The organism is Bradyrhizobium sp. BTAi1 (assembly GCF_000015165.1).
Classification (GTDB): Bacteria; Pseudomonadota; Alphaproteobacteria; order Rhizobiales; family Xanthobacteraceae; genus Bradyrhizobium; species Bradyrhizobium denitrificans.
Genome location: NC_009485.1, coordinates 6103196 through 6128734, shown reverse-complemented (window position 1 = coordinate 6128734; position 25539 = coordinate 6103196). Strand labels below are relative to the sequence as shown.

The window sequence follows — 25539 nt, the reverse complement described above, 5'->3', positions numbered from 1 at the left end:
CCTTGCGTCCGGTCTATCTCGACAACAACGCGACGACACGTGTCGCCCCCGCCGTCGTCGCGGCGATGTTGCCGTTCTTCACGGACCAGTTCGGCAATGCCTCGTCCTCTCATGCCTTCGGCAGCGAGGTCGCGGGCGCCGTCCGCCAGGCGCGCAAGAGCCTTCAGGCCCTGTTAGGAGCCGCCTTCGATCACGAGATCGTCTTCACCTCGGGCGGAACGGAATCCGACAACACCGCGCTCTTGTCGGCGCTGGAGACGCAGGACGGCCGGGACGAGATCATCACCACGGCGGTCGAGCATCCCGCGATCCTGTCGCTGGTCGAGCACCTCAGGGACCGACGTGGCGTGACGGTCCATCTGATCGGCGTCGACGCCGCCGGGCGTCTCGATCTCGACGCCTACAAGCGCGCGCTCGGGCCGCGCACCGCGATCGCCTCGGTGATGTGGGCCAATAACGAGACCGGGACGCTGTTTCCGATTCCGGAGCTGGCCAGGCTCGCGCATGACGCGGGGGCGCTGTTTCATACCGACGCCGTCCAGGCCGTCGGCAAGATCGCGATCGACCTGAAATCCGCCGGCGTCGACATGCTGTCGCTGTCCGGCCACAAGCTGCACGGGCCCAAGGGCATCGGTGCGCTCTATGTCCGGAAGGGGACGCCGTTCGCGCCACTCGTGCGCGGTGGCCCGCAGGAGCGGCGCCGGCGCGGCGGCACCGAGAACGTGCCCGCGATCATCGGTCTCGGCAAGGCGGCCGAGCTCGCCGCACATCATCTCGCCGACGAGCAGGGCCGCGTGCGTGCGCTGCGCGACCGGCTGGAGCAGGGCATCCTGCAGGGCGCCGGCCATTGCGCCGTGCTCGGCGATCCCGCGCAGCGGCTGCCGAACACCGCCAACATCGCTTTCCAGCATGTCGAGGGCGAGCCGATCGTGATGCGCCTGAACCAAGCCGGCATCGCGGCCTCGCTCGGTTCCGCCTGCGCGTCCGGCTCGATGGAGCCGTCGCATGTGCTGCGCGCGATGAACGTGGCGACGGATCTGTTGCGCGGCGCGGTTCGCTTCTCGCTGTCGCGCGACACCACGGACGACGACATCGACCGTGTGCTGCAGGTCCTGCCCGACATCGTCGGCCGGCTGCGCGAGACCTCGCCGGCGTGGCTGCAGCATCATCCCTCGCCATCGGCGGACGCCCTTCGCCCCACGGAGCTCACGCAATGAAAGTCATGATCCGTCGCTCGCCGGAAACCGGCCTCTCGATCTACGTCCCGAAAAAGGACCTGGAGGAGCCGATCGTCGAGACCGAGCACGAGACCCTGTGGGGCGGCTGGATCCGCATCGCCAATGGCTGGGTGCTCGAGCTGCCGCAGATGGCCGCCGACACGCGGCTGCCGATCACCATCAATGCGCGCAAGCGCGGTGGAGAAGGGGACGAGTGATGAATGCGCCGCTTCCTCATATCGACATCGTCAAGCAGGCCGACGCCGAGGCGCTGCTGAAGGACGTTGTCGCCCGGCTAAAGGCCGGCCAGGTCGTTCCATTCCTCGGCCCCGCGGTCTCGGAACAGTCCGGTGCCCCGGTGCCGATGAATCCGGAAGCGCTCGCGGCGTTCTTCGGCACCAAGGTGGCGCTGCCGCGCCGGGCCAAGGGCAATGCCTGGGCCTCCGCGCAGCATATCGAGAGCACGCGCCACCGTTCCACCGTGACGGCGCTGATGGCGGAGGCGTTCGCAGCCCCCGTCGCGCCGACGCCGTTGCAGCAGTACCTCGCATCGCTGCCGCTGCCGATGATCGTCGACAGCTGGTATGACGGCGCGTTGCGGACGGCGCTGGCCGGACGCGGCGATTGGGGCGAGGTGCAGGGCATCACCCGCGCCGGCATCGGCGAGGACCGCTGGTATCGCTTCTACGACGCTGAAGGCGCCGAGGCCGACCGCGAGAAGGCGAGTGGCTGGACCACGCTGCTCTACAAGCCGCATGGCGGCATCACGCCGGCCAAGAACTTCCTGATCACCGACGCCGACTATGTCGAGGTCCTGACCGACATCGACATCCAGACGCCGATTCCCGACACCGTGAAGGATCGGCGCACCGATCGCGGCTTCCTGTTCATCGGCTGCCGCTTCAACGACCAGCTGCTGCGCACCTATGGCCGCCAGGTCATCAAGCGCTCCGGCACGGAGCATTACGTCCTGGTCGAGCCGGACTCGCTGTCGAAGAACGAGCTGAAATTCTTCATCGCCGAGCGGCTGACGCCGATCGCGATTCCGCTCGCACGGGCGACCGAGATCATCATCGGCGGCTGAGATCGAGACGTCGCAGATACAAAACAGCGCGGCGCAAGCCGCGCTGTTTTGCTGTGCGTCGTCTCGATGATCCGAGTCTGTAACGTTTCTAACAACGCATCAAACGAGAGGCTTTCGCATGTTGGCAAGGCGACAGCCGCGATGATTTTGCTAAGGCGTTGATAGTTCGGAGAAATGATCTTGTCCGCGGCGTGGCACGCGAGTTGCTGAACCCAAGACCAAGGCGGTTTGCGGCTCGCCAGCAACGTTAAGGAGCGGACATGGACGCGTCAGTGCAGCACGAACAGGCGACGATACCGGACGGCGACAAGCTGAGCTCGGTGATGCAGACCATCGCGGAGCACAAGGGCTGCGGCACCTCGGGCGGCAGCGGCAAGGCGAGCTGCGGCTCGGGTGCCGGCGAGAACGACCTGCCGCCGGAGATCTGGGAGAAGGTGAAGAACCATCCCTGCTACAGCGAAGAGGCGCATCATCACTATGCGCGCATGCATGTCGCCGTGGCGCCGGCCTGCAACATTCAGTGCAACTACTGTAACCGCAAATACGACTGCGCCAACGAGTCGCGTCCGGGCGTGGTCAGCGAGAAGCTGACGCCCGAGCAGGCCGCCAAGAAGGTGCTCGCCGTCGCCTCGACCATTCCGCAGATGACCGTGCTGGGCATCGCCGGCCCCGGCGATCCGCTCGCCAACCCCGAGAAGACCTTCAAGACCTTCGAGCTGATCGCCCGCACCGCGCCCGACATCAAACTGTGCCTGTCGACCAATGGCCTGGCGCTGCCCGACCATGTCGACACCATCGCCGGCTTCAATGTCGACCATGTCACGATCACCATCAACATGGTCGATCCCGAGATCGGCGCCAAGATCTATCCCTGGGTGTTCTGGAAGCACAAGCGCTACACCGGCGTCGAGGCGGCCAAGCTGCTGACCGACCGCCAGCTGCAGGGCCTGGAGATGCTCACCGAGCGCGGCATCCTCTGCAAGGTCAACTCGGTGATGATCCCCGGCGTCAACGACAAGCACCTGGTCGAGGTCAACCGAGCAGTGAAGTCGCGTGGCGCCTTCCTGCACAATATCATGCCGCTGATCTCCTCGCCCGAGCACGGCACCGTGTTCGGCCTGACCGGCCAGCGCGGCCCGACCGCGCAGGAGCTCAAGGCGCTGCAGGACGAGTGCGAAGGCGAGATGAACATGATGCGGCATTGCCGCCAGTGCCGCGCCGACGCCGTCGGCCTGCTCGGCGAGGACCGCTCCGCCGAGTTCACCACCGACAAGATCATGGCGATGGAGGTGAACTACGACATCGACAGCCGCAAGGCCTATCAGGAGGCTGTCGAGAGCGAGCGCGTCGCCAAGGTCGTCGCCCGGCAGGAGGAGCTGGCCTCGCTTGCCGGCCAGTCCAGCGACATCAAGCTGCTGGTGGCCGTCGCGACCAAGGGCTCGGGCCTGATCAACGAGCATTTCGGCCATGCCAAGGAGTTCCAGGTCTACGAGCTCTCGACGGCTGGAGCGAAGTTCGTCGGTCATCGCCGCGTCGATCTGTACTGCCAGGGTGGCTATGGCGACGAGGACAGCCTGGAAACCGTGATCCGTGCCATCAACGACTGCCATGCGGTGTTCGTGGCCAAGATCGGCGGCTGCCCGAAGAGCGACCTGCAGGCCGCCGGTATCGAGCCGGTCGATCAGTTCGCTCATGAGTTCATCGAGAAATCGGCGATCGCCTGGTTCAAGAGCTATCTCGACAAGGTCAACAGCGGCGAGATCCAGCACGTCGTGCGCGGCGACGCCGAGATCCGCCAGGGCGCTCTGATCTCGGCAGCGTAACACGCGAACCCGGCGGCGCGCTGTCGCCGCCGGTCCCTTTCGACAGGAGCAATTCATGACGTTGAAGATCATTGCCTCGCAATGCACGAGCTGCTCGGCTTGCGAGCCCGAATGTCCGAACGTGGCGATCTCCGAGAAGAACGGCACCTTCGTGATCGACCCGAAGAAGTGCACCGAGTGCATCGGCCATTTCGACGAGCCGCAATGTGCCGCCGTCTGCCCGGTCGACAACACCTGCGTGATCGACAATTCGTTCCCGCGCTACCAGCCGCCGGCCTGAGGAGACCCCGATGAACTTCACTCTCACGCCAGCTGCGCAGAAGTTCATGCGCATGATGCTACGGGCCGACGGCACCGCGGGCTCGGGCTTCCGCCTCGCTGTGTCTCCCGGCGGCTGTTCGGGTCTGGCTGCTGACATTAGCGTGCTCGCGACGCCGCAGCCCGGCGATGCGGTGGTCGAGCGTGACGGCGTCAAGCTGTTCCTGCCAGCCGAGAGCCGGCTGCTGCTCGACGGCGTCACCATCGACTTCGCCGATACGGCGACCCAGACCGGCCTGGTGTTCCACGACCCGAAGCAGGTGTCGTGCTCCAGCCACGCGCTGAAGGCGCTGCAGGACTAGGACAGCGAACCATGCCCACCGATGCCCGGCCCAGCTCCCAGACTGCCATCGAGGACGCGCTGCTTGCGGATGCGCTGCTTGGTGGCGGCCTGCCTGAGGAGGCCGAGCATCATCTCTGGCTGGCCGGCCAGAGCTATCATGTCGATGAGGTCGCGGAGACGCATCTGAAGCAGGCCGAGGCGCTGGCGCCCGACCATGCGGCGGTCCTGATCGGCTTCTATCGCTTCTATTTCTACAAGGGGCGGCTCACCGACGCGTTGCGGATCGCCAAGCGCTGCTTGGCCAAGGCTGCGGTCGAAAATCATCTGCCGCCGCACTGGCGCGATGTCCGGCCCGAGCATGCCGCGTTCGGCAGTTTCGACCATATGCTGCCGCGCTTCTTCATGTTCACGCTGAAGGGCTACGCGTATTTGCAGATGCGGCTCGGCAATCTGGTGGAGGGGCGGCTCGCTGCGCAGAAGCTGCTCGACCTCGATCCCAGCGACAAGATCGGGGCGCGGGTGCTGCTCGATGTCGTCGACCGGGTGGAGCTCGACGATGAGTGACGACATCGACGAGGCCATCGACTGGCAGGGCCACGAGATCAGCTGCGCCGGCTGCGCCCACGAGCAGCTCAGCGCCGCCGGCGGCTGCCGGCTTCGGCACGCCTGCGTGCATGACCGCTATGCCCGGCGCATCGACCGCTTCTTCAACTGGAATCCGGCGCTTGCCAACGACTATGTCAAGCACCCGCATTTCGAGGTGCGTGCGATCGCGGCCAAGCATGCCAGCCCGTTCTACCTGCCGCCGCTGCTCGACGATCCCGAGGAAACCGTGCGTTGGAACGCGGCACGGCGGCTGCCGAAGCGGCTGGTGCTGCGGCTGCGCCACGATCCGCATCGGGAGGTCCGCATCCGCATCGCCACCGTGCTCGATCCGGAAGACCTGATGCCGATGATGATGGACGACGACTATTACGTCCGTCTCGTCGTTGCGCGCCGCATCGTGCCGTCGGTGCTCGGCCGCATGATGGGTGACCCCGAGGCCGAGGTCCGCCGCGTCGTCGCGCGGCGGATCCCGAGCGATTGGCTTCTCGGCATGATCAGCGATCCCGATGCCCGCGTGCGGCTTGAAATCGCCGAGCGCCTGGCGCCCGATCTTCTCACCGCGATGCGCAAGGACTCCGATTGGCGGGTCCGCCATGAAGTCGCGAGCCGGATCGCGCTCAGCGAGCTCCATGAACTGGCGGAAGACGAGGATCCGCTGGTGCGGGAGATGGCGCGAGGCCGACTCGATAACCGTTCTGGAGCAGCGATGGAGAAACCGGCATGAGCAACATCGTTCGTGACAGCGAAGTGGTGGAACTGTCCGCGCCGCCATACTTCACCTTCGGCGAGAAGGTGAAGGCGAAGCGCACCATCCGCAACGACGGCACCTATGCGGGCAAGGAGATCGGCGAGATCCTCGCGAAGAAGGGCGAGATCGGCTACGTCGTCTCGATCGGCACGTTCCTGCAGCAGTTCTACATCTACGGCGTCGAGTTTCTCGAAAGCGGAAACCGCGTCGGCATGAAACGCAAGGAGCTCGAATCGACCGTTCCCCGCGGGGAGGTCGACGATGAGCTGCCGCTGCCGGGAGCCTATCAGTCATGATTGAACCGCGTCTGCCGAGATATCAATGGGGTCAGCGCGTCAAGGCGCTGATCGACCTCGTCAATGATGGCTCGTTCCCGAATGCGCCGGCCGAGGCCAAGCTTGTCGGCGTCGGCGATCTCGGCGAGATCGTGCAGGTCGGGACGCACACCGAAGCCAATGTACCGATCTATCTGGTCGAGTTTGGCGAGCAGCTCGTCGTGGGCTGTCTCGAAGAGGAGATCGTCCCGGTTGAGGGGCGATAAACAGCCATGGCCGCAATCGCGCGTCAGCTCTGCCTCGTCCTTCCTGCGCATCCGAACGAATTGGATCGCAAGCGGATCGAGCGCGCGCTGAAGTCGCGCAAGCGCTATCGCTATGTCGAGCCGACGGTATCGCCGGTCGATGACGGTTATCACGTCCAGAGTCCGTGCTGCTCGCGCAACATCGACAAGGATGGCGGGGTGATCGACGTGGCGCTGCTGCGCCACGACCCCGCGAATGCAATGTGGAAGCTGTTCTGGAGAGACCACGCTCAGGGGATCTGGGAGCTGCACAGCGTGCACCAGCGGTTGACCGCGGCGGTCGACGAGCTGAATGCCGACCCCGAGCGGATCTTTTGGCAGTAGAGGAGGACGGGCGACATGGCATTGGCCGAGCAGGAACTGAATGAGATCGCGCAGGTGCTCGAGCGACCCGACGCCGGCAGCATGGCGTTCGGCGAACTGCGCCGCCGCTTCCCGAAGCTGGCGCTGACGCGTTGCGATGCGTCGGATGTCACCGAAGCGCCGTTCCGTAGCTACGCGGCTTTCGATCTTCATCTGCTCGATGCCAGTGATCATTGTGCGGGGGTGACCGACGATCCCGCGAAGGCCACCGGCCTCATCCTGGCCAAGCGGGGCTGATCATGACAAAGCCCTATCTGGTGCATGATGCCGATCGCCAGGAACAGGATGAAGCGGAGTTGACGCCGGTCGAGGCGGGCTTCATCCCTCTGTCCGATCCGGACATCACGACGGCGGAGATCACGGCGGTCGACGCCGCGTTGCGCTCGCCGCGGCTGTCCTGCGGTCCGCTGGTCGACGAGTTCGAGGCGGCGTTCGCCGCCTATCTCGGGCGCAAATATGCCATCGCGGTGCCAAGCGGAACGCTCGGCCTGCTGCTGGTGCTGAAGGCGATGGGGATCGGGCCGGGCGATGAGGTCATCGCGTCGTCCTATTCGTTCCGCGAGGTCGCGCATGCGATCAGCATCGTCGGCGCCAAGCCGGTGTTTGCGGATATCGACTATTACTCGGGCACGCTGGCGCCGAGCAAGGTCGAGGCTCGGATCACGGAAAGGACCAAGGCGATCCTCGCCGGCAACACCAACGGCCACCCGGCCAAATGGTCGGAGCTGCAGGCGATCGCAAAGGCGCACAATCTGGCTGTCATCGAGGATTCGACCGAGGCGATCGGCTCGAAATATCAGGGCGCTCTGGTCGGCACCTTCGGGGCCGCCTCGGTGTTCGACTTCTCGCAGCCATTCGCGCTGACCTGCGGCGAGGGCGGCATGATCGTCACCGACGATGTCGACATCGCGGTCGCAGTGCGTCGTCACCGCCTGCATCGCCTCGACGAGCGTTCGTCGGTGGTCGTCAGCAGCACGCCATCGCATAACGCCATCATCAGCGACGTTACCGCGGCGCTCGGGTTGGCGCAGCTCAAGCGGATCGACGAGATCCTGGAGCGCCGCCGGTTGATCGAGCAGATCTATTACAGCCAGGTGCAGTCCTTCGAGGGCATCAAGGATCCCTATGTCGGCCCTGACGTCACCGAGGTGAACTGGTTCCTCTACCAGGTCCATCTCGGCACGCGGTTCTCGAAGTCGAGCCGCGACTCCATCGTCGAGGATCTCAGGGTCGAGCAGGTCGAGGCGGTCGCCTATTCGAATCCATTGCATCTGCAGCGGCACTATTTCGACATGGGCTACCGCCGCGGCGACTACCTCGTCACCGAGAAGGTCGCCGATCGCGTGGTCGCTCTGCCGTTCCACGTCCATCTGACCACGGACCAGATCGCCTTCATCGTCGCGACCATGAAGGACGCCTCGGTCAACGTCGGAGCGGGCGCGGCGATTTACTGACGAGTTCTGATCCCAAACTGCAAAAGGAGAATCCAAGTGGCGACATTGACGGTAATGCCTTCGGGCAAAACGATCGAAGTGGGCGAGGGCACCACCATTCTGGCAGCGCTGCTCGGCGCTGAGGTCGAGATCCCGCACAAATGCGAGGGCCAGGCGAAGTGCGGCTCCTGCCACATCTTCCTGCAGGAAGGACGCAAGGGCGTGTCGAAGGTCACCAGGCTGGAGAACGAGAAGCTCGACACCATCGTCGGCGTCGGCTCGAAATCCCGCCTGGCTTGCCAGGCGACCATCCTTGGCACCGAGAACGTCAAGATCGAGCTCCTGGGCTTCGGCTCGGGTCTGTAACAGGAGGGACCGATGGAGAATATCACGCTTCATGTTCGCTTTGCGCCGGACGGGACCGTTGCCGAGATCAGCGAGCGGCCGGCTGCGCTGACGCCGCAGCAATGGTTCAACAAACTGAGCGAGGCGATCGGCATGAAGGCCTACCAGACCTTCGCCGGTGGCCGCGGCATGTTCAAGGTCGCACGCGACCAGGTCGAAGCCTTGAAGGCCGCGGCCGTCGCGTGACGGCCGCGTCGGTGCATCAGGCCTCAGGCGGCAGCGCGATGACGGATACAGGACAGGACTGCAGGTTCTTCGTCTCGTATACGGGCGTCAAGCTGCCGCTGCGGCTGGTGACCGCGATCGCACCGGAGCAGCTGTCCAACCGCAATACCTTCATCCGGGGCTACTTCGACGCCGCAGGCGCGCTGACCGGATTCGAGAAGGTGGTCTATGGCGAGATCGAGCTGACCCATCGCTACAGCTATCACGCCAACGGCATGTTGAGCCGTGCCGAAATCGTCATGCTGGAAGAAGATCCGGTGACGCTGAATTTTGATGAGGCCGGCGCGCCTGTCGCCGGGCAGGATGCTGCGTGAAGGAGGCACCGTGACCGTCGCCAAGCTGATCGAGGCTCTTGCCAGCATGCCCAGGGACGCTATCGTGCTGATGGACAGCGGCGCCGGATTGTCGCGGGTCGATGCGCTGGAGCTCGTGGACGAGCAGGGGCCGGGTGCACCGGCCGAGGTCATCCTGCAGCCGAGCTTGGACGAATAGAAGCTTGGACGAAGAGAGACGGGAATTGCCGTATGGCGGACGCTGGGACTTCAGAGACCGGAGCTTTGGCCGCAGGGCCGGTCGTCACGCCCTACGAGCGGATCGGCGGGGCCGTGGTGGTCGATCGCCTGGTCGAGTCGTTCTACCACCGGATGGACACGCTGCCGGAGGCCAAGCAGGTCCGCGACATGCACGGCACCAATCTGGGGCCGATCAAGGTGATCCTGAAGCGCTATCTCTCGGAATGGCTCGGCGGCCCGAAGCTCTATTCGCCGGAGAAGGGCCATCCGCGGCTGCGCCAGCGCCACCTGGGCTTTCCCATCGGCAATGCCGAACGCGACGCTTGGCTGGTGTGCATGCGCGGCGCGCTGGAGGAAACCGTCGCGGACGTGCAGGCGCGACAGGATGTCGACGCCGCCATGACCAAGCTCGCCGACTGGATGCGCAACCAGGCCGGCAATCCGCACGACGCCCGCGCGGCGCGGCCTTGAGCCAGCCGCAGCATCATTGCGAGGCGCCGAAGGCGACGAAGTAGTCCAGAGTCGTTGCGTGATCCTGGATTGCGTCGCTGCGCTCGCAATAACGGAGATGCGAGGCGTAGGGTGGGCAAAGTGAAGCCTGCCCACCGGGGCTTGGTCGGGTCGTGCTGTTGTCGGAATGGCGGGCACGGCGCGCAGCCGGCGGAGCGAACTCGTTCCCGTCGCGGGCGCCTTTGTCCGCCCTATCGATCGCAACTAATACAACGGTACTCCGAAAAAGTGTTCGTCGTCGCCGCCCCAGGCGCGGTGCAGGGCCAGCGCGTTCTGCCATTGCGTCATCTCGGCATCGCTGGCGCTGCGGTGGGTAATCCTGCCGTCCGGCTTCTCCGCCAGCAGATAAAGCTTGCCGTTGCGGATGAAGCGGTTGAGGTCCTTGGTGTCGTTGGGCCGCACCACGCAGCGCGGCTGCTCGTCGATCAGAATGGTGGTTGGCAGCATCTGCGGCGCCCTCACTCCATCGGTGGTCCCATGTCGTCGTCGGCCTTCTTCTTCTTTTTCTTGTCGACCTTGGCGAGCGCATAGGCGCCGGCGTTCTTCAGCGAGATCGGCGGCTGGCCGACGACGTATTGCGAGATCCAGGCGAGGGTTCGCTGCTGGGCAAGTGCCGCCGCGGCTTCGTCATAAGTGTCGCCGTCGCCATCGAACTCGTGAGCGGCATGGGGATAGGAGAATGCGCTGACCTCGGGATGATGGGCGCGGAACATGCTGACCGCGGGAAACGGCACGACCGCATCGGCTTCGCCGAAATGCAGCAGCGTCGGCACCTTGCGTTTGGCTCCGGCCGCCTCGACCACGCCGGTCGCGTAGTAGCTGACGGCGCAGGCAAGGCCGGATACGCGGTTCGCCGCGTCATAGGCAAGCCCGCCGCCGGCACCGTAGCCGATGACGGCAACCTTCCCGCAGTCCTTGACGCTGTCCACCGTCGACTGGATCTCGGCGAGCAGCCGCTCAGCCGGATCCGGCACCGCTGCCGACGGCTCGCTGTCTGGGGCAGGCTTGGCCATGGCTGACAGTTCCGGCGTGATCACGACATATCCACTGGCCGTGAAGGTGTCGGCAACCTTGCGGAGCCTGCGCGGGCCGTCATTGTCGTCGGGCAGCACGACGATCGCGCCTTTCGGCGTCTCGGTGGGATCGGCGCGAAAAGCCTGAAAGGTGTGGCCGTCACCGGCGGTGAGCTTGATGGTGCTCTCTGTGGGCATACGATGCTCCTGCTTCTGGCTGCGCGCCGGGCGCGTTACAGCAAACCCAGCTCCAAGGCGGTCTCTTCCGACATCCGTGACTTGTCCCAGGGCGGCTCGAACACCAGCGTGACCTTCACCGACGCGACACCGTCGACAGCCTGCACGGCGTCCTCCACCATGCGGACGATCTCGCTCGCGACCGGGCAGCCAGGCGCCGTCAACGTCATGTCGATCTCGACGGCGCCGCCACCCTCATGCGCGATCCGATAGACCAGCCCGAGGTCGTAGACATTGACCGGAATCTCCGGGTCATAGACCGTCCGCAGCGCTGCGATGACGCTCTCGGCGGCATCCTGCGAGCCCGTTGCGACGGCGGTCTGAGCCGGGGAGGGAGGGGGCGCGGCGTGCATGCTCATCATCCGTGGGGTCCTCTCATGGTCCTGGTTCGCACTGGCGAATGCTGGTTCGAATTCATGTCCATATTAGGCTGTGCCTCACTCCGACCCGAGGCCGTCGGCGAGAGCTGCGACCACAGGCCAGCCGACCGCGCCGGATGGATCGAGCCGGCGCAACGTTGCGAGCATCTCGGCCGCGTCAGCCACCTCGTTCTGGCGCAGATGAATGAAGGCGAGCGCTTTCAGCGTGTAGAGCGCGAAGCGGCCGGCACCGTCGGGCAGCGGATCGAACGGCACCCAGCATCGCCAATCCGCGGGCCAGCCGGCCTGGCGCGCGGCCTCTGCGAGGCCGAGTTCGGCCACCGCCTTGGCCTCCTCGAGATGGCCCTGATAGGTGTGGATCTTATAAAGACAGAAATAGGTCGGCAGCTCGTGAGGAGCGGCGGCCAGCGCCTGGCGAAACAGCCGGTCCGCCCGCGCGTGGTCGCGCCGGTATGCGGCCACGCCCTGCTGCAGCAGCGCGTCGATCTCCTCGGGAAGATCGCCGAAGTTGATCGTCTCGGGTTTGCTGACGAGTTCGAGCATTTGCATTGACCTCGATCAAATCATTGCAAGACGCGGACCGTTTGGGCGGCCGGGGCTATTGGCGCTTCTCCAAGCGCGACACGGGCCGTGAGGGCCGGCCGATGTTGTGTTCTCAACGCGGCCGTCGCCTCGCATTGTTGTTGATGTCGCAAAGGCGACGTGTCGCAGCAGTGGTCTGGTCTCGATAGCCCGTCGAATGACGACGAGCCGGGGATTGCGGCCGGACAATGCGCTGGTTCGGAGCTTGCATGACGCCTTCATCAATCGAGCGGGAGTGACGGCGATGGCGATGGCAGCAACTGATATCGAACGTCTGATCAAGGAGGCGTTCCCGGATGCGGTCGTCGTGATCGAGGATCTGGCCGGAGACGGCGACCATTATTCGGCGCGCGTCACCTCACAGGCTTTCGCCGGGAAGAGCCGGGTGCAGCAGCATCAGATGGTCTATTCGGCCCTCAAGGGCCAGATGGGCGGTGTTCTGCATGCGCTGGCGCTCGAGACGTCATTGCCGAAATGAGCGGGGCCGCCGAGCTGATCGGTCGCATCCACGAGAAAGGATCAAGTCAATGTCGACATCCGAACGCATTCAGAAGCTGATCGACAGCAATGATATCGTTCTCTTCATGAAGGGCGTGCCGGCGGCGCCGCAATGCGGCTTCTCCGCAGCGGTGGCGCAGATCCTGGCCAAGCTCGACGTGTCCTATGAAAGCGTCAACGTGCTGGCCGATCCCTTCATCCGCGAGGGCATCAAGGAATTCTCCAACTGGCCGACCATTCCGCAGCTTTATGTGAAGGGCGAATTTGTCGGCGGCTGCGACATCGTGCGCGAGATGTTCCAGGCCGGTGAGCTCGCGACCCTGCTGGCCGACAAGGGCATCAAGGCGCCGGCGTCATGAGCGAGACCGATGTCGCCGAGGCGGATGACGCCTTCGAGCTTCCCCAGCTCTACAAATATCACGCCTTCGTCTGCCTGACCCAGCGTCCGCCGGGCCATCCGCGCGGCAGCTGCGGCGCGCTCGGCGTGCAGCCATTGTGGGACCGGCTCACCAAGACCATCGAGGCGCAGCGGCTGACGGATATCGGAGTCACCGCCGCTGGCTGCTTCGGCTTCTGCAGCGCCGGCCCGATGATGGTGGTCTATCCCGACGGCATCTGGTATCGGCCGACCAAGCCGGAGGATATCGACGAGATCGTCGAGTCGCACTTCAAGCAGGGCAAGCGCGTCGATCGTCTGGTGATGGTCTTGAAGCGCTGAAGGATCAACCGGAGCCGCTCAGCGCGGCTCCGGACATGGTGTCGTCGCATCGGGACGTGTACAGCCCTGGACGTCGTCCAGATCCTCGTCCCGCTGCAGGAGCGACAGCACCGGTTCGCGGTCGAAGCCGGCACAGCATTGGCCGTCGGCCTCGATCAGCGGACGCCGGATCAGCAGCGGATCTTCCAGCATCAGATCGATCGCCGCGACGGCCTCGATCCTCTCCGGCTCGATCTCGCCGGATTTGACGCGCGGCGAGGCCGGGTTGAACCACGACCAGATCGGCGTCCCGGCGAAATAGCCGCGCAACCGCTCGCCGGTCCAAGGTTCGGTCAGGAGGTTTCTCGCGACGACCTCGTGACCGGCGCGCGTCAGCATCAGCTTCTGCCGGGCATTGGTACCGCAGCCCGGCTTCTCGTAGAACACCACGGTCGCCATGTCAGAGGCCGCCGAGCTGCACCAGCTGGGCGCCGCCGGCGCGGCCGAGAATGGTGTCGACCTTCTTGCGCACCGACTCGATCGTGAGCGGCTTGACCACGGCGCCATGCGCGCCGGCTTTCAGTCCTTCGATGGCGATCGCCTCGTCGGCCTTGGCGGTCACGATCAGGATGCGCACGCCCTTGAACCTGGCGGCGATCTCGCGCACCAGCTCTGGCCCCCGCTGCTTCAGGAACGACACGCCGAGCAGCACCACGTTCGGCACCAGCCAATCGACGCCCTTCTCATAGGCCTCTTCCGGTGTCGCCAGCTCATGTGTCTCGATTTCGTCGTGCAACATGAACTGCAGGGCGGCGCGCGTGATCTCATCGTCATCGATCACGAACACGCGTCGCTGGTCCACTGCTTTTGCCGTTTCAACTCCGATCTGCATTGCATCCTCCTCAACGATCTCAGCGCTTCTGCCGCAAGGCTGCGATGAAGATCTAGCAAATCTCGTTCCGGGCCCTGGCGCGTTGCAAAACCGCCGCCGATGTGTCGTTTCGGACAGCGCGAGGCTGAACCAGATCTTGCGAAGCGTTCCGATGTCGGGTTTGCAACAACCCGCATCGATCGGCGGACTGCTCTTCATCTCCTTATAAACATGGTTGTTTTGGCTCGCTGCGGGCACTGGCACAGCCGTTGCAAAACTCTGGTCAGGCAATGGTTGAGGGCTGAGTGCACGCCGACGCTTCGGACGAGCGATGCTCTCCTTCCCAATAACCCGTCTGCCGGTTCGGACACATGAGAGGACGCGGTCACGCCCTGCGGATGAGCGGGCGTGACATTGGCAATCGGTTGATGGAGAGCAGAATGGCATCGCTGCGACAAATCGCATTCTACGGCAAAGGCGGCATCGGCAAATCGACGACGTCGCAAAACACCCTGGCCGCGCTGGCCGAGATGGGTCATCGGATCCTGATCGTCGGCTGCGACCCCAAGGCGGATTCGACCCGCCTGATCCTGCACGCCAAGGCGCAGGACACCATCCTCAGCCTGGCCGCTGCCGCGGGCAGCGTCGAGGACCTCGAGATTGAGGAGGTCATGAAGGTCGGCTATCGCGACATCCGTTGCGTCGAGTCCGGCGGTCCGGAGCCGGGCGTCGGCTGCGCCGGCCGCGGCGTCATCACCTCGATCAACTTCCTGGAAGAGAACGGCGCCTATGAGGACATCGACTACGTGTCCTACGATGTGCTCGGCGACGTGGTCTGCGGCGGCTTCGCGATGCCGATCCGTGAGAACAAGGCGCAGGAGATCTACATCGTGATGTCCGGCGAGATGATGGCGATGTATGCCGCCAACAACATCTCCAAGGGCATTCTGAAATATGCGAACTCCGGCGGCGTGCGCCTGGGCGGCCTGGTCTGCAACGAACGCCAGACCGACAAGGAGCTCGAGCTGGCCGAGGCTCTCGCCAAGAAGCTCGGCACCCAGCTGATCTATTTCGTGCCGCGCGACAACATCGTGCAGCACGCCGAGCTGCGCCGCATGACTGTGCTGGAATACGCGCCGGAGTCGGTTCAGGCCAACCACTACCGCAACCTGGCGACCAAGATCCACGGCAACGCCGGCAAGGGCATCATCCCGACGCCGATCACGATGGACGAGCTCGAGGACATGCTGATGGAGCACGGCATCATGAAGGCGGTGGACGAGAGCCAGATCGGAAAGACTGCCGCCGAACTCGCCGCAACGGCTTAAGCAGTCTTGGTACCGGCCTTCCTCCCGTCGGAAGGCCGGTACCTCTTCGCAAGTCCCGTCGCAGGCCGCAGGGGATCACGCTATGACCATTGCCATCGTGGACGTCTCGCGCTCGGTGTCCTCCGGCCTGCCGTCGTCGCCGGATGATGGCGGCCTCGGATGCAGCGGTCAGCATCGTGGCCGTCAGATCTACCGCTTGCTGACAGGTGTCGATCCCGATGACGCCCGCATCGACGACGATGCCAGCTTCGACCGTCACGTGATCGCATCCATCCTCGCCGTCGCTGCGATGGAGCACGGCACGCTGGCGGAACGGGCAGGGCTGTCCACGATCGAGCTGATCACGCTCCTGGCGCAGCTGTTTCCCGCGGCATCGATCGATTCCTCCTGGCTGCCGATCAACGGCGCCGCCCCTGCGCCTGACGATGACGAGATCACGATGGTGCGCGATCTGCTCGCCGCTCAGCGTTCAACCCCTGGCGACACCAGCCGCTGGCTCGCGGCGATGGTCGCGCGGCGCGCGATGGAGCCGAACCATCTCTGGGAAGATCTCGGCCTGCGCGAGCGTTCCGAACTGTCGCGGCTGCTGATGCGTCATTTCGCGCCGCTGGCCAGCCGCAACACCCGAAACATGCGCTGGAAGCGCTTCTTCTACCGCATGCTGTGCGAGGACGACGGCTTCGTGATGTGCACGACGCCGGTCTGTACCCAATGCAACGATTTTCAGCTCTGCTTCGGCGAGGAGGGCGGCGAGAGCCGGATGGCGGAGCGGCGCCGCGAGGTCGCGCTGCAGGAGGCGGCCGCAAGCGCGGCCATGTGAGTTCGAGGATTGCAACGATGTTGTTGGACGCCCAGCTTGGATCCCCGTGCAACCGTGACGGCGGCCTGTGCCCCGCGGCTGACACCTGCGAGGCGGGCGAGACGCTGGTGCGCCGTTGCGAGGACACCTTGCGAAAGGCCGGGCTGCGGCCGACGCAGCAGCGCCAGCAGCTGAGCCGGATTCTGTTCGGCAATGGCGATTGTCACATCACGGCCGACGCGCTCTATGCCGCCGCCGTGGCGAGCGGCATGAAGATCTCGCAGGCGACCATCTACAACACGCTCAATCAGTTCGTCGAGCTCGGGCTGTTGCGGCAGATCGGTGTCGATGGCTCCCGGTCGTTCTTCGACACCAACACCACGGTGCATCCGCATTTCTTCTATGAGGACGAAGGCGTGCTCGTCGACGTCCCCGAACATGTCGCGTTCGATCAACTGCCCGAGCCGCTGCCAGGCTATGGCATGGAGCGGATCGACGTCATCATTCACCTGCGCCGCAGGCGGCACGCCTGACACCGCGGCCGGCCGCCACGGCTGCGAGGCTGCGCGCACCGCCGGCCATCCCTGACGTTGGATTTCCGACCCTGTTACGAATCCGACAATGCGGTCGGCGACGAAAAACATCACATCTTCAACCGATTGAGGCCAGGTCCGGCGGTGGCATGGCGGTTGCTGAGGAGCCTGTGGGCCGCGATCGAGCGTCATGCTTCTGGCGGCCGTCACAGGTTGCGACGGAGCAAGTGAATGCCTGACGTCTTCGGACCGCGCGGGCCCAGGAATGCCCAAGATGCCCGCTCACCCGAAGGGAGTACGGTCTCTCGGAGCCCGATGCCCCGGGTCATCCTGAACGACACCACGCTCCGCGATGGCGAGCAGGCGCCCGGTGTCGCCTTCGCGCTCGCGGAGAAGGTCGCGATCGCCCGCGCCCTGGCGCGGGCCGGCGTTCCGGAGATCGAGGCGGGCACGCCGGCGATGGGGGCCGACGAGATCGCCGCGATCCGCGCGATCGTCGACGCCCGTCTGCCGGCAACCATCATCGGCTGGTGCCGGATGCGCGAGGCGGATGTCGATGCCGCGATCGCGGCTGGTGTGTCGATGGTGAATGTCTCCATCCCGACATCGGACGTGCAGATCGCCGCCAAGCTCGGCGGCGACCGCAGTGCTGCGCTGGAACTGCTCAAGCGCGTCGTTACTTACGCGCGCCAGCGCGGACTGGATGTGGCCGTCGGCGGCGAGGATTCGTCGCGCGCCGATGTCGGCTTCCTGGCAGAGGTCATCGCCACCGCCAAGGCGCTCGGAGCGCGACGCTTCCGTGTCGCCGATACGCTGAGCGTGCTTGATCCCGACGCGACGTTTGCGCTGGTCAATGCCCTGCGCGCGACCACGGATCTGGAGATCGAGTTTCACGGTCATGACGATCTCGGCCTCGCCACCGCCAACACGCTGGCCGCGGTCAAGGCCGGCGCGACGCATGCATCGGTCACCGTGATCGGCCTCGGCGAGCGCGCCGGGAACGCACCGCTGGAGGAAGTCGCCGTCGCCCTGCGCCAGCTTTACCGGCGCGAGACCGGGATCGTGCTGGCTGAGCTCGATCGTGTCGCCAATGTAGTCGCAGCCGCCGCGGCGCGTGCCATTCCGCTCAACAAGGCGATCGTCGGCGAGCACGTCTTCACCCACGAATCCGGCATTCACGTTGATGGCCTGCTGAAGGATCAGCGGACCTACCAGGCGCTCGATCCGATGCTGTTCGGCCGCTCCAACCGAATTGTGATCGGCAAGCATTCCGGCCTGTCGGCGATCACCTCGCTGCTGTCGGATCTGCGCCTGCCGGTGAGCGCCGACCAGGCCCAGCGGATCCTGGCCCGCGTGCGCAAGCATGCGGTCGTGCACAAGGGTCCGGTGCCGAAGGAAGCCGTCGCCGCCATCTGGCGCGAAGTCTGCGATCACCCGCTAGCGAGCTTTGCCTGATCATGAGCGACATCGTCGACACGCCGATTGCCAAGCCCGTCGCAGCCGATATGCGCCCGCCGTCGCTGCTCCAATTGATCCGTGAGGACATCGGCTGCGTCCGCTCGCGCGATCCCGCGGCGCGCAGCGAGATCGAGACCTTGCTGACCTATCCCGGCATCCACGCGCTGATCTGGCATCGTCTCGCCCACCGGCTGTGGATCCATGGCTGGCGCTTCCCGGCGCGTCTGTTGTCCTGGCTCGGACGCTTCCTCTCCAATGTCGACATTCACCCGGGCGCAGAGATCGGCCGCCGCTTCTTCATCGACCACGGCGCCTGCGTCGTGATCGGCGAGACGGCCGAGGTCGGCGACGACGTCACACTGTATCACGGTGTGACATTGGGCGGCACCTCGTGGTCGCCGGGCAAGCGGCATCCGACATTGGAGAACGGTGTCGTCGTCGGGGCCGGTGCCAAGATCCTCGGACCGATCACGATCGGACCGCGCACCCGCGTCGGCGCGAATTCTGTCGTCATCCAGAGCACGCCGCCGGATGTCACCGTGGTCGGCATCCCGGCCAAGGTGGTGCGCCCCGAGTTCACCCACCGCCGCACCGTCGGCCGCATCGATCTCGATCACCATCTGATGCCCGATCCGGTTGGCGAGGCGCTGTCGGTGATGCTGGACCGGATCGAGTTCCTCGAGGCGCAGCTCGCGCATGTCCGGCAAAAGGTGCGCCAGGGGCCGCCGCCGCCGGCGCCGATCAACGGATGCGAGGTTGACCCGATTCTGACCCAAGGAGCAAAACGATGACCGCGGCAACACCGAACGTTCTCGACGAGCTGAAGAAGACCTCGGCAGCGGAAGAGTTCTTCAAGCTGCTGAACGTCGACTATGATCCCAAGGTGCTGAACGTCTGCCGGCTGCACATTCTGAGGCGAATGGGCCAATATCTCGTCAGCGAGGATTTCTCGGACGTCTCCAACGAGGAGATTTCCTCGCGCTGCAAATCGTTCCTGGAGCAGGCCTATCAGGACTTTGTCGTCTCGTCGCCGCTCGATCAGCGTGTCTTCAAGGTGCTCAAGGAAGCCGTCGCGCCGCCGAAGCCGGCGCCCAAGCCCTTCGTGTCACTGACCACGCTCAAGTAACAGACGAACTCATCAGTGCATCCAGAGGCGCCGCCAGTTCAACTGGCGGCGCCTCTGCTTTGACGGCAATCGACATGCTGTTCAGCTCCTGTCGCATTCCCGACGCGTGTTGCTTGCGACGTGTCGGACCTCCGCGCCAATTCTGAGCAACAACTCAGGTCTATGCGCCAAGCTGTTGAATCTGGCTCGATATTCGCTGTGACGAAAACTGGTACGACAATTGCTGTCCTCATCGCAGGCCCACATACCGGAGTGATCGCATGCATATCGTCGTCTGCATCAAGCAGGTCCCGGACTCCGCGCAGATCCGTGTTCATCCGGTCACCAACACCATCATGCGTCAGGGTGTGCCGACCATCATCAATCCCTACGACCTGTTTGCGCTCGAAGCGGCGCTGCAGCTGCGTGACAAGTTCGGCGGCGAAGTGACGGTGCTGACCATGGGACCGCCATCAGCCGAGGACTCGCTGCGCCGCGCGCTGACCTACGGCGCCGATCGTGCCGTGCTGCTCACGGACCGCTTCTTTGCCGGCGCCGACACGCTGGCCACGACCTACGCGCTGGCGACCGCCATTCGAAAGATCAGCGAGACCTTCGGCGCGCCGGATATCGTGTTCACCGGTAAGCAGACCATCGACGGCGATACCGCCCAGGTCGGTCCCGGCATCGCCAAGCGGCTCGGCCTGCTGCAGCTGACCTATGTGGCGAAGATCAACGAGGTCGACCCGGTCGCGCGGACCATCGAGGCCGAGCGCCGTTCGGAAGGCGGCGTCCAGGTGCTCAAGACCAAGCTGCCATGCCTGGTGACGATGCTTGAGGCGACCAATGAGATCCGCCGCGGCGCCATGGCCGATGCGTTGCGCGCCGCGCGCGCGCAGATCGTGACCTGGAGCGCCAAGGACGCGGGGGTCGAGGACATCTCGAAGTGCGGCCTGAAGGGCTCGCCGACCATCGTGAAGCGCGTGTTCGCGCCGTCGGCCCGGGCCGAGAAGGCGACCATCGTCGATTTCGCCAATCGACCGCCGGCGGAGGCGCTGATCGAAGAGCTGTTCAAGCGTCAGCCGAAGCTCGAGGCCGAGCTGATTTCGTCGGCGCACGGCTTCTGACTTTGCCATCTGACTTCGGTTTCGGACATCGAGCTTCAACGGGACGACGACCATGAGCGAACCCACCAAAGCACCGCCTGCCGCAGCCGGTCGCGCCGCGACCAAGAAGGAGCTGCCGGAGCATTTCAAAGCCTACAAGCACGTCTGGGTGTTCATCGAGCAGGAGCGCGGACAGGTTCACCCCGTGTCCTGGGAACTGATGGGCGCCGGCCGCAAGCTCGCGGACAAGCTGAAGGTCGACCTTGCAGCCGTCGTGATCGGACCGCCCGGTGAAGCCGTCCAGCACGCTGCCGCGGAATCGTTCTGCTACGGCGCTGATCTCGCCTATATCGTTGCCGACGAGGTTCTCGGCGATTATCGCAACGAGGCCTACACCAAGGCGCTGACCGACACCGTCAACACCTTCAAGCCGGAGATCCTGCTGCTCGGAGCGACCACGCTCGGCCGTGACCTCGCAGGCTCCGTGGCGACCACGCTGCTCACGGGTCTGACCGCCGACTGCACCGAGCTGGACGTCGACGCCGACGGCTCGCTGGCGGCGACGCGGCCGACCTTCGGCGGCTCGCTACTGTGCACCATCTATACGCTGAACTACCGGCCGCAGATGGCGACCGTGCGTCCGCGGGTGATGCCGATGCCCGACCGCGTGGAAAAGCCCGCGACCCGGATCATCGAGCACAAGCTCGGCCTCGTCGAGGAGGACATCGTCACCAAGGTGCTGTCCTTCATTCCGGATCGCGACTCCGCCAAGTCCAACCTCGCTTATGCCGATGTCGTCGTCGCCGGCGGTCTGGGCTTGGGCTCGCCGGAGAATTTCCAACTGGTCAAGGGACTGGCGGCGGTGCTCGGCGCCGAGTTCGGCTGCTCGCGGCCGCTGGTGCAGAAGGGCTGGGTCACCTCGGACCGCCAGATCGGCCAGACCGGCAAGACCATCCGTCCCAAGCTCTACATCGCCGCCGGCATCTCCGGCGCCATCCAGCATCGGGTGGGCGTCGAGGGCGCCGACCTGATCGTCGCCATCAACACCGACAAGAACGCGCCGATCTTCGACTTCGCGCATGTCGGCATCGTCACCGACGCGATCCGGCTGCTGCCGGCGCTCACCGAGGCATTCCGCGCGCGGCTATCGCCGCATTCACGCGACCGTATCGCAAGCTAGGCACCAGAGAGGGAGCAGGGCAATGATCGAGGAACGTTTCGACGCGATCGTCGTGGGCGCCGGCATGGCGGGCAATGCAGCAGCGCTGACCATGGCCCAGCGCGGCATGAAGGTGCTGCAGCTTGAGCGCGGCGAATATTCCGGCTCGAAGAATGTGCAGGGCGCGATTCTCTATGCCGACATGCTGGAGAAGCTGATCCCGGACTTCCGCGAGGAAGCGCCCCTGGAGCGGCATCTGGTCGAGCAGCGGTTCTGGATGCTCGACGACAAGTCGCATGTCGGCCTGCATTACAAGTCGGACGACTTCAACGAGGAGAAGCCGAACCGCTACACCATCATCCGGGCGCAGTTCGACAAATGGTTCTCGTCGAAGGTCAAGGAAGCGGGCGCGATCGTGCTCTGCGAGACCACGGTGACCGAGCTGGCGCAGGACGCCTATGGCAAGGTCATCGGCGTCAGGACCGACCGGCGCGATGGTGAGATCCACGCCGACGTGGTGGTGCTTGCCGAGGGCGTCAACGGCCTGCTCGGCACCCGTGCCGGCTTGCGCGAGCGGCCGAAGCCGGAGAATGTTGCGCTGGCGGTCAAGGAGATGCACTTCCTGCCGCGCGAGACGATCGAGGCGCGCTTCAACCTGAAGGGCGATGAGGGCGCTGTGATCGAGGCGGCTGGCACCATCTCCCGCGGCATGACCGGCATGGGCTTCATCTACTCCAACAAAGAGTGCATCTCGCTCGGCATCGGCTGCCTCGTCTCCGACTTCCAGAAGACCGGCGAGACGCCCTACGGCCTGCTCGAGAACTTCAAGAAGCACCCGTCGGTCGCGCCGCTGATCGAAGGCTCGGAGGTGAAGGAGTATTCGGCGCATCTGATCCCCGAGGGCGGCTATAACGCGATCCCGGAGCTCTGCGGCGATGGCTGGGTCGTGGTCGGCGACGCCGCCCAGCTCAACAATGCCATCCACCGCGAAGGCTCGAACCTGGCGATGACCTCGGGTCGCATCGCGGCGGAGGCGATCTTCCAGGTGAAATCGCGCCGCGATCCAATGACGAAGCAAAACCTCGCGCTCTACAAGAAGATGCTCGAGGAGTCCTTCGTCATCAAGGATCTGAAGAAATACAAGGACATGCCTGCGCTGCTGCACAACCAGTCGCAGAATTTCTTCCTGACCTATCCGCAGCTGGTCTCGAAGGCGATGCAAAACTTCGTGCGTGTCGACGGCACGCCGAAGAAGGAGAAGGAGAGCAGCACCCTGCGTTCGTTTGTGAGCGCGAGGTCCTGGACAGGCCTGTTCGGAGACGCGTTCCGCTTCGCGCGGGCGTGGCGCTGATAGCTGAAGTGAACGAAACAACTGGGCCAAGGGAGATCAGAGATGAGCACGGATGTCGCTGTCAGGGTCGAAGACAAGCTGTTCTATAATCGCTATCAGGTCGATCCCGGCCGGGCCCATATCAAGGTCCGTCCGCATACCACGCCGAGCCCGCAGCTGAAGGCGCTGCTCAAGGCCTGTCCGGCGCGCTGCTATGAGCTGAACGATTCGGGCCAGGTCGAGATCACGGTTGATGGCTGCATCGAATGCGGCACGTGCCGCGTCATCGGCGAGGCCAGCGGCGATATCGAATGGAGCTATCCGCGCGGCGGCTATGGCGTGCTGTTCAAGTTCGGCTGAGAGCCGGCCGGACCGGACAGATGCTCTCGGCAATCAGCGCTCGGCAGGTGCTGTATCGAAGTTGATATAGGTCATTGAGTCCGGGCGCTCTCTGTGCTGACATCTGGCTGCAGCAACGGTGCTGCCGAGGATGAGGAGAGCAGCACGTGAAGCTGAGCGCACGAAACGTCTTGCCGGGGAAAGTCATCTCCGTCGCCAAGGGAGCCACGACAGCTCATGTCAAGGTCGAGCTGGCCCCTGGATTGACGGTCTTCTCGGCCATCACCAATGAGGCGGTGGAGGAGCTTGGGCTCGCTGTCGGTGACAGTGTGTCGGCCGTGATCAAGTCCTCGGACGTGATGATCGGCAAATAGAATGAAGCTTGCGGAAATGAGTTGGGTGGCCGAGACGGCGTTCAGCGAACGCTGCCCGCCTTTGAGCTCAGCATGAGCCACCATTCATCTATTGCGGATCGGGACGGCGGCAGCAGCGTGCCGAACTCGCCGGCAAAGCTCCGCCAGTCCTCGATGCATTTCTGCGGCACGGCAGTCAGAACCGGAATGCCGGAGGTGATGGCATCGGCGAGCTCGCCGCGCAGTCCGCTTCCGGACGCCTCCTGCTTGGAGAATTTGTTGATCACGATGAGGTCGGCATGCGCGGCGATGGCGCGGTGAACGGCCATGCCGGCTTCGGCAAGCCCTGCGGCGTCCAGCTTGCAGGCTGTCGATCCGCTGCCGAGATCCTGGCAGATCGAGATCGTGTCGCCATTGCCGAGGTCGATCACATCCATCCCGCTCTTTCGGCCGACGTCGTTTCGCGTATTGCGCTGGACGATGCCGCCAACCCGCACGCCGCGCTGCAGGAGGCCCTGGGCGAAATCGTCCAGCAGAACATCGGCATCGTCGCCCGGCCCGTAGAGGACGGCGGCGAGACGGGGAGGATCAAGCTCGGCGGGTAGACGATCGCGTGGCATCACGGGCAACCTCGGGTGACTGCTGCGATGTCGTTCGACGATTCCGGCCCGAATGGTCCGGCGATCGGCGGCGAGCAGCCGGATGCGACTATATCGAGGTTGTGGCCCTGAGACAAAGATCAGAGACAAAGAGGAGTGTCGTGCGTGCCGACCAGCGTTCCGCGATATGACCTGGAGACCCTGCTTCGTGATGACGTTCCCTATGGCGACCTGACGACAGAGGCGCTCGGGATCGGTGCCGCGCCCGGCCAGATGCAGTTCGTTGCGCGCGACCGGATGGTCCTGGCGCTGGCGGAAGAGGCCGCTGCATTGATCGCGCTCACCGGTTGCAAAGTCGATCTGCTCGCCGCGAGTGGAAAGGTACTGGAGAATGGCAGTCCGATCCTGCGCGCAGAGGGCGCGGCCGCCGGCTTGCTGCGCAGCTGGAAGGTGGCGCAGACCCTGATCGAGATCTGGTCCGGCGTGGCGACGGAAGCCCAGGCGATCGTGCGTGCGGCGCGCACGGTGAACCCGGACATCGCCGTCGCCTGCACGCGCAAGAACGTTCCGGGCGCGAAGCAGTTCGCGGTGGCGGCGGTCAAGGCGGGGGGCGCGATCATGCATCGGCTCGGCCTGTCGGAGACGATCCTTGTGTTTCCCGAGCATCGGGCCTTTCTTGGCGACATGCCGCTCGCCGCCGTCGCTGAGCGGTTGCGGCGCTCCGCGCCGGAGAAGCGGCTCGTCATCGAGGTCACCTCGATCGAGCAGGCGGTCGCCGCGGCTGTGGCCGGCTTCGATGTCATCCAGGCCGAGAAATTTCCGGCCGCTGATATCGAGGCGCTGGTCAGGCGCGTCGGCGCGATGGCCGCCTTGCAGATACGGCCGATCATCGCCGCCGCCGGCGGGGTCAACGCACAGAATGCGGCCGCCTATGCGGCGGCGGGCGCCGACCTGCTGGTCACCTCGGCCCCCTATCTGGCGCGACCATGCGACGTCCAGGTCCGCATCACACCGGCATCCGCTGCAGCTTGAAGGCGCATCTGTG

40 protein-coding genes are annotated in these 25539 nt (G+C 64.9%); 33 read left to right on the top strand and 7 right to left on the bottom strand.

From position 1 onward, the window contains the following. The first annotated feature begins 2 nt into the window (after positions 1-2). The 18 genes from nifS (at position 3) to BBTA_RS27510 (ending at position 10068) form a co-directional block, all read left to right on the top strand. Positions 3-1217, top strand: coding sequence for a cysteine desulfurase NifS (nifS, locus tag BBTA_RS27595; protein WP_012045805.1), 1215 nt, complete (start codon positions 3-5; stop codon positions 1215-1217). Then, positions 1214-1435 carry a putative nitrogen fixation protein NifT gene (gene nifT, locus BBTA_RS27590; RefSeq protein WP_012029022.1) on the top strand — a complete coding sequence of 74 codons (222 nt, stop codon included), beginning with the start codon at positions 1214-1216 and terminating at the stop codon, positions 1433-1435. The genes nifS and nifT overlap by 4 nt, the downstream gene beginning before the upstream one ends. Beyond that, on the top strand, positions 1435-2301 hold the full coding sequence (locus tag BBTA_RS27585; RefSeq protein WP_012045803.1) for an SIR2 family protein: 867 nt from the start codon (positions 1435-1437) through the stop codon (positions 2299-2301). Before nifT ends, BBTA_RS27585 begins: the two co-directional genes overlap by 1 nt. 260 nt (positions 2302-2561) lie before the next feature. Then, positions 2562-4124 carry a nitrogenase cofactor biosynthesis protein NifB gene (gene nifB / locus BBTA_RS27580; protein ID WP_012045802.1) on the top strand — a complete coding sequence of 521 codons (1563 nt, stop codon included), beginning with the start codon at positions 2562-2564 and terminating at the stop codon, positions 4122-4124. Positions 4125-4179: 55 nt separating this feature from the next. Further along, positions 4180-4404: a YfhL family 4Fe-4S dicluster ferredoxin gene (locus BBTA_RS27575; protein WP_006609676.1), complete on the top strand. Its 225-nt coding sequence runs from the start codon at positions 4180-4182 to the stop codon at positions 4402-4404. 10 nt (positions 4405-4414) lie between these two features. Continuing rightward, entirely contained in the window at positions 4415-4744 is a 330-nt protein-coding gene (locus BBTA_RS27570) for an iron-sulfur cluster assembly accessory protein (RefSeq protein ID WP_012045801.1), read from the top strand. Between the two features lie 11 nt (positions 4745-4755). Then, on the top strand, positions 4756-5289 hold the full coding sequence (locus BBTA_RS27565; protein ID WP_012045800.1) for a hypothetical protein: 534 nt from the start codon (positions 4756-4758) through the stop codon (positions 5287-5289). Next, positions 5282-6055, top strand: coding sequence for a 4Fe4S-binding leucine-rich repeat protein (locus BBTA_RS27560; RefSeq protein ID WP_012045799.1), 774 nt, complete (start codon positions 5282-5284; stop codon positions 6053-6055). The genes BBTA_RS27565 and BBTA_RS27560 overlap by 8 nt, the downstream gene beginning before the upstream one ends. Beyond that, the gene (locus tag BBTA_RS27555) at positions 6052-6375 is read left to right on the top strand and encodes a nitrogen fixation protein NifZ (protein ID WP_012045798.1); all 324 of its coding nucleotides are present in this window, start codon (positions 6052-6054) and stop codon (positions 6373-6375) included. Before BBTA_RS27560 ends, BBTA_RS27555 begins: the two co-directional genes overlap by 4 nt. Next, positions 6372-6620, top strand: coding sequence for a nitrogen fixation protein NifZ (locus BBTA_RS27550; RefSeq protein ID WP_012045797.1), 249 nt, complete (start codon positions 6372-6374; stop codon positions 6618-6620). The genes BBTA_RS27555 and BBTA_RS27550 overlap by 4 nt, the downstream gene beginning before the upstream one ends. A gap of 6 nt (positions 6621-6626) precedes the next feature. Then, positions 6627-6983 (top strand): DUF3024 domain-containing protein, encoded by a 357-nt coding sequence (locus BBTA_RS27545; RefSeq protein ID WP_012045796.1) that lies wholly within the window; start codon positions 6627-6629, stop codon positions 6981-6983. A 15-nt stretch (positions 6984-6998) separates the two neighbouring features. Further along, complete coding sequence (locus tag BBTA_RS27540) at positions 6999-7259, top strand: hypothetical protein (protein ID WP_012045795.1); 261 nt, start codon at positions 6999-7001, stop codon at positions 7257-7259. 2 nt (positions 7260-7261) lie between these two features. Beyond that, positions 7262-8476 carry a DegT/DnrJ/EryC1/StrS aminotransferase family protein gene (locus BBTA_RS27535; protein ID WP_012045794.1) on the top strand — a complete coding sequence of 405 codons (1215 nt, stop codon included), beginning with the start codon at positions 7262-7264 and terminating at the stop codon, positions 8474-8476. A gap of 36 nt (positions 8477-8512) precedes the next feature. Continuing rightward, positions 8513-8821: a 2Fe-2S iron-sulfur cluster-binding protein gene (locus BBTA_RS27530; protein WP_012045793.1), complete on the top strand. Its 309-nt coding sequence runs from the start codon at positions 8513-8515 to the stop codon at positions 8819-8821. 12 nt (positions 8822-8833) lie between these two features. Continuing rightward, the gene (locus BBTA_RS27525; RefSeq protein ID WP_012045792.1) at positions 8834-9046 is read left to right on the top strand and encodes a hypothetical protein; all 213 of its coding nucleotides are present in this window, start codon (positions 8834-8836) and stop codon (positions 9044-9046) included. Between the two features lie 38 nt (positions 9047-9084). Continuing rightward, a complete protein-coding gene (locus BBTA_RS27520; protein ID WP_041751640.1) occupies positions 9085-9399 on the top strand; it encodes a DUF6156 family protein in 315 nt (104 codons plus the stop codon). A gap of 10 nt (positions 9400-9409) precedes the next feature. Then, positions 9410-9577, top strand: a complete 168-nt coding sequence (locus tag BBTA_RS40915) for a hypothetical protein (protein ID WP_012045790.1) — start codon at positions 9410-9412, stop codon at positions 9575-9577. 32 nt (positions 9578-9609) lie between these two features. After that, positions 9610-10068: a group II truncated hemoglobin gene (locus BBTA_RS27510; protein WP_012045789.1), complete on the top strand. Its 459-nt coding sequence runs from the start codon at positions 9610-9612 to the stop codon at positions 10066-10068. A 243-nt stretch (positions 10069-10311) separates the two neighbouring features. On the opposite strand, the gene BBTA_RS27505 is transcribed toward BBTA_RS27510, so the two are convergent. From BBTA_RS27505 to BBTA_RS27490, 4 genes are all read right to left on the bottom strand, one after another. Continuing rightward, the gene (locus BBTA_RS27505) at positions 10312-10554 is read right to left on the bottom strand and encodes a hypothetical protein (protein ID WP_012045788.1); all 243 of its coding nucleotides are present in this window, start codon (positions 10552-10554) and stop codon (positions 10312-10314) included. Between the two features lie 11 nt (positions 10555-10565). Further along, positions 10566-11318, bottom strand: coding sequence for a dienelactone hydrolase family protein (locus BBTA_RS27500; RefSeq protein ID WP_012045787.1), 753 nt, complete (start codon positions 11316-11318; stop codon positions 10566-10568). A gap of 35 nt (positions 11319-11353) precedes the next feature. Further along, positions 11354-11716, bottom strand: a complete 363-nt coding sequence (locus tag BBTA_RS27495) for an iron-sulfur cluster assembly protein (protein ID WP_012045786.1) — start codon at positions 11714-11716, stop codon at positions 11354-11356. A gap of 78 nt (positions 11717-11794) precedes the next feature. Further along, positions 11795-12286, bottom strand: coding sequence for a hypothetical protein (locus BBTA_RS27490; protein ID WP_083780709.1), 492 nt, complete (start codon positions 12284-12286; stop codon positions 11795-11797). A gap of 277 nt (positions 12287-12563) precedes the next feature. Between BBTA_RS27490 and BBTA_RS27485 the strand changes: the two genes are divergently transcribed. The 3 genes from BBTA_RS27485 to BBTA_RS27475 are packed head-to-tail and all read left to right on the top strand — an operon-like array spanning position 12564 to position 13535. Continuing rightward, positions 12564-12797 (top strand): BolA/IbaG family iron-sulfur metabolism protein, encoded by a 234-nt coding sequence (locus tag BBTA_RS27485; protein ID WP_006609694.1) that lies wholly within the window; start codon positions 12564-12566, stop codon positions 12795-12797. A gap of 49 nt (positions 12798-12846) precedes the next feature. After that, on the top strand, positions 12847-13176 hold the full coding sequence (gene grxD / locus BBTA_RS27480) for a Grx4 family monothiol glutaredoxin (RefSeq protein ID WP_012045784.1): 330 nt from the start codon (positions 12847-12849) through the stop codon (positions 13174-13176). Further along, positions 13173-13535 carry a ferredoxin gene (locus tag BBTA_RS27475; protein ID WP_012045783.1) on the top strand — a complete coding sequence of 121 codons (363 nt, stop codon included), beginning with the start codon at positions 13173-13175 and terminating at the stop codon, positions 13533-13535. The genes grxD and BBTA_RS27475 overlap by 4 nt, the downstream gene beginning before the upstream one ends. Before the next feature lie 18 nt (positions 13536-13553). Here the strand turns inward: BBTA_RS27475 and BBTA_RS27470 are convergent, their stop codons facing one another. Both BBTA_RS27470 and BBTA_RS27465 read right to left on the bottom strand, forming a co-directional pair. Next, positions 13554-14081, bottom strand: a complete 528-nt coding sequence (locus BBTA_RS27470; protein WP_371260159.1) for an ArsC/Spx/MgsR family protein — start codon at positions 14079-14081, stop codon at positions 13554-13556. Continuing rightward, positions 13975-14406, bottom strand: a complete 432-nt coding sequence (locus BBTA_RS27465) for a response regulator transcription factor (RefSeq protein ID WP_012045781.1) — start codon at positions 14404-14406, stop codon at positions 13975-13977. The genes BBTA_RS27470 and BBTA_RS27465 overlap by 107 nt, the downstream gene beginning before the upstream one ends. Before the next feature lie 419 nt (positions 14407-14825). Between BBTA_RS27465 and nifH the strand changes: the two genes are divergently transcribed. The 11 genes from nifH to BBTA_RS27410 all read left to right on the top strand — a co-directional run bounded on the left by nifH (position 14826) and on the right by BBTA_RS27410 (position 23916). After that, positions 14826-15713 carry a nitrogenase iron protein gene (gene nifH, locus BBTA_RS27460; RefSeq protein WP_012045780.1) on the top strand — a complete coding sequence of 296 codons (888 nt, stop codon included), beginning with the start codon at positions 14826-14828 and terminating at the stop codon, positions 15711-15713. Positions 15714-15795: 82 nt separating this feature from the next. Next, positions 15796-16533, top strand: a complete 738-nt coding sequence (locus BBTA_RS27455) for a nitrogen fixation protein NifQ (RefSeq protein WP_012045779.1) — start codon at positions 15796-15798, stop codon at positions 16531-16533. Positions 16534-16550: 17 nt separating this feature from the next. Continuing rightward, a complete protein-coding gene (irrA, locus tag BBTA_RS27450) occupies positions 16551-17045 on the top strand; it encodes an iron response transcriptional regulator IrrA (RefSeq protein ID WP_012045778.1) in 495 nt (164 codons plus the stop codon). A 315-nt stretch (positions 17046-17360) separates the two neighbouring features. Beyond that, complete coding sequence (gene nifV, locus BBTA_RS27445) at positions 17361-18500, top strand: homocitrate synthase (protein ID WP_012045776.1); 1140 nt, start codon at positions 17361-17363, stop codon at positions 18498-18500. A 2-nt stretch (positions 18501-18502) separates the two neighbouring features. Beyond that, positions 18503-19294: a serine O-acetyltransferase gene (gene cysE / locus BBTA_RS27440; RefSeq protein WP_012045775.1), complete on the top strand. Its 792-nt coding sequence runs from the start codon at positions 18503-18505 to the stop codon at positions 19292-19294. Then, positions 19291-19629 (top strand): nitrogenase stabilizing/protective protein NifW, encoded by a 339-nt coding sequence (gene nifW, locus BBTA_RS27435; protein ID WP_012045774.1) that lies wholly within the window; start codon positions 19291-19293, stop codon positions 19627-19629. Before cysE ends, nifW begins: the two co-directional genes overlap by 4 nt. 260 nt (positions 19630-19889) lie before the next feature. Further along, positions 19890-20735: an electron transfer flavoprotein subunit beta/FixA family protein gene (locus BBTA_RS27430; protein ID WP_012045773.1), complete on the top strand. Its 846-nt coding sequence runs from the start codon at positions 19890-19892 to the stop codon at positions 20733-20735. 52 nt (positions 20736-20787) lie between these two features. Further along, entirely contained in the window at positions 20788-21894 is a 1107-nt protein-coding gene (locus BBTA_RS27425; RefSeq protein ID WP_012045772.1) for an electron transfer flavoprotein subunit alpha/FixB family protein, read from the top strand. Between the two features lie 22 nt (positions 21895-21916). Then, positions 21917-23224, top strand: coding sequence for an FAD-dependent monooxygenase (locus tag BBTA_RS27420; RefSeq protein ID WP_012045771.1), 1308 nt, complete (start codon positions 21917-21919; stop codon positions 23222-23224). 42 nt (positions 23225-23266) lie between these two features. After that, on the top strand, positions 23267-23563 hold the full coding sequence (locus BBTA_RS27415) for a ferredoxin family protein (protein WP_006609708.1): 297 nt from the start codon (positions 23267-23269) through the stop codon (positions 23561-23563). A gap of 146 nt (positions 23564-23709) precedes the next feature. Further along, positions 23710-23916: a molybdopterin-binding protein gene (locus BBTA_RS27410; RefSeq protein ID WP_012045770.1), complete on the top strand. Its 207-nt coding sequence runs from the start codon at positions 23710-23712 to the stop codon at positions 23914-23916. A 41-nt stretch (positions 23917-23957) separates the two neighbouring features. Here BBTA_RS27410 and BBTA_RS27405 read toward each other — a convergent pair whose 3' ends face one another. Continuing rightward, the gene (locus BBTA_RS27405) at positions 23958-24515 is read right to left on the bottom strand and encodes a DUF2478 domain-containing protein (protein ID WP_012045769.1); all 558 of its coding nucleotides are present in this window, start codon (positions 24513-24515) and stop codon (positions 23958-23960) included. Positions 24516-24659: 144 nt separating this feature from the next. Here BBTA_RS27405 and modD point away from each other — a divergent pair, with 144 nt between their 5' ends. After that, positions 24660-25526: a ModD protein gene (gene modD, locus BBTA_RS27400; RefSeq protein WP_041750928.1), complete on the top strand. Its 867-nt coding sequence runs from the start codon at positions 24660-24662 to the stop codon at positions 25524-25526. Positions 25527-25539 lie beyond the last annotated feature (13 nt).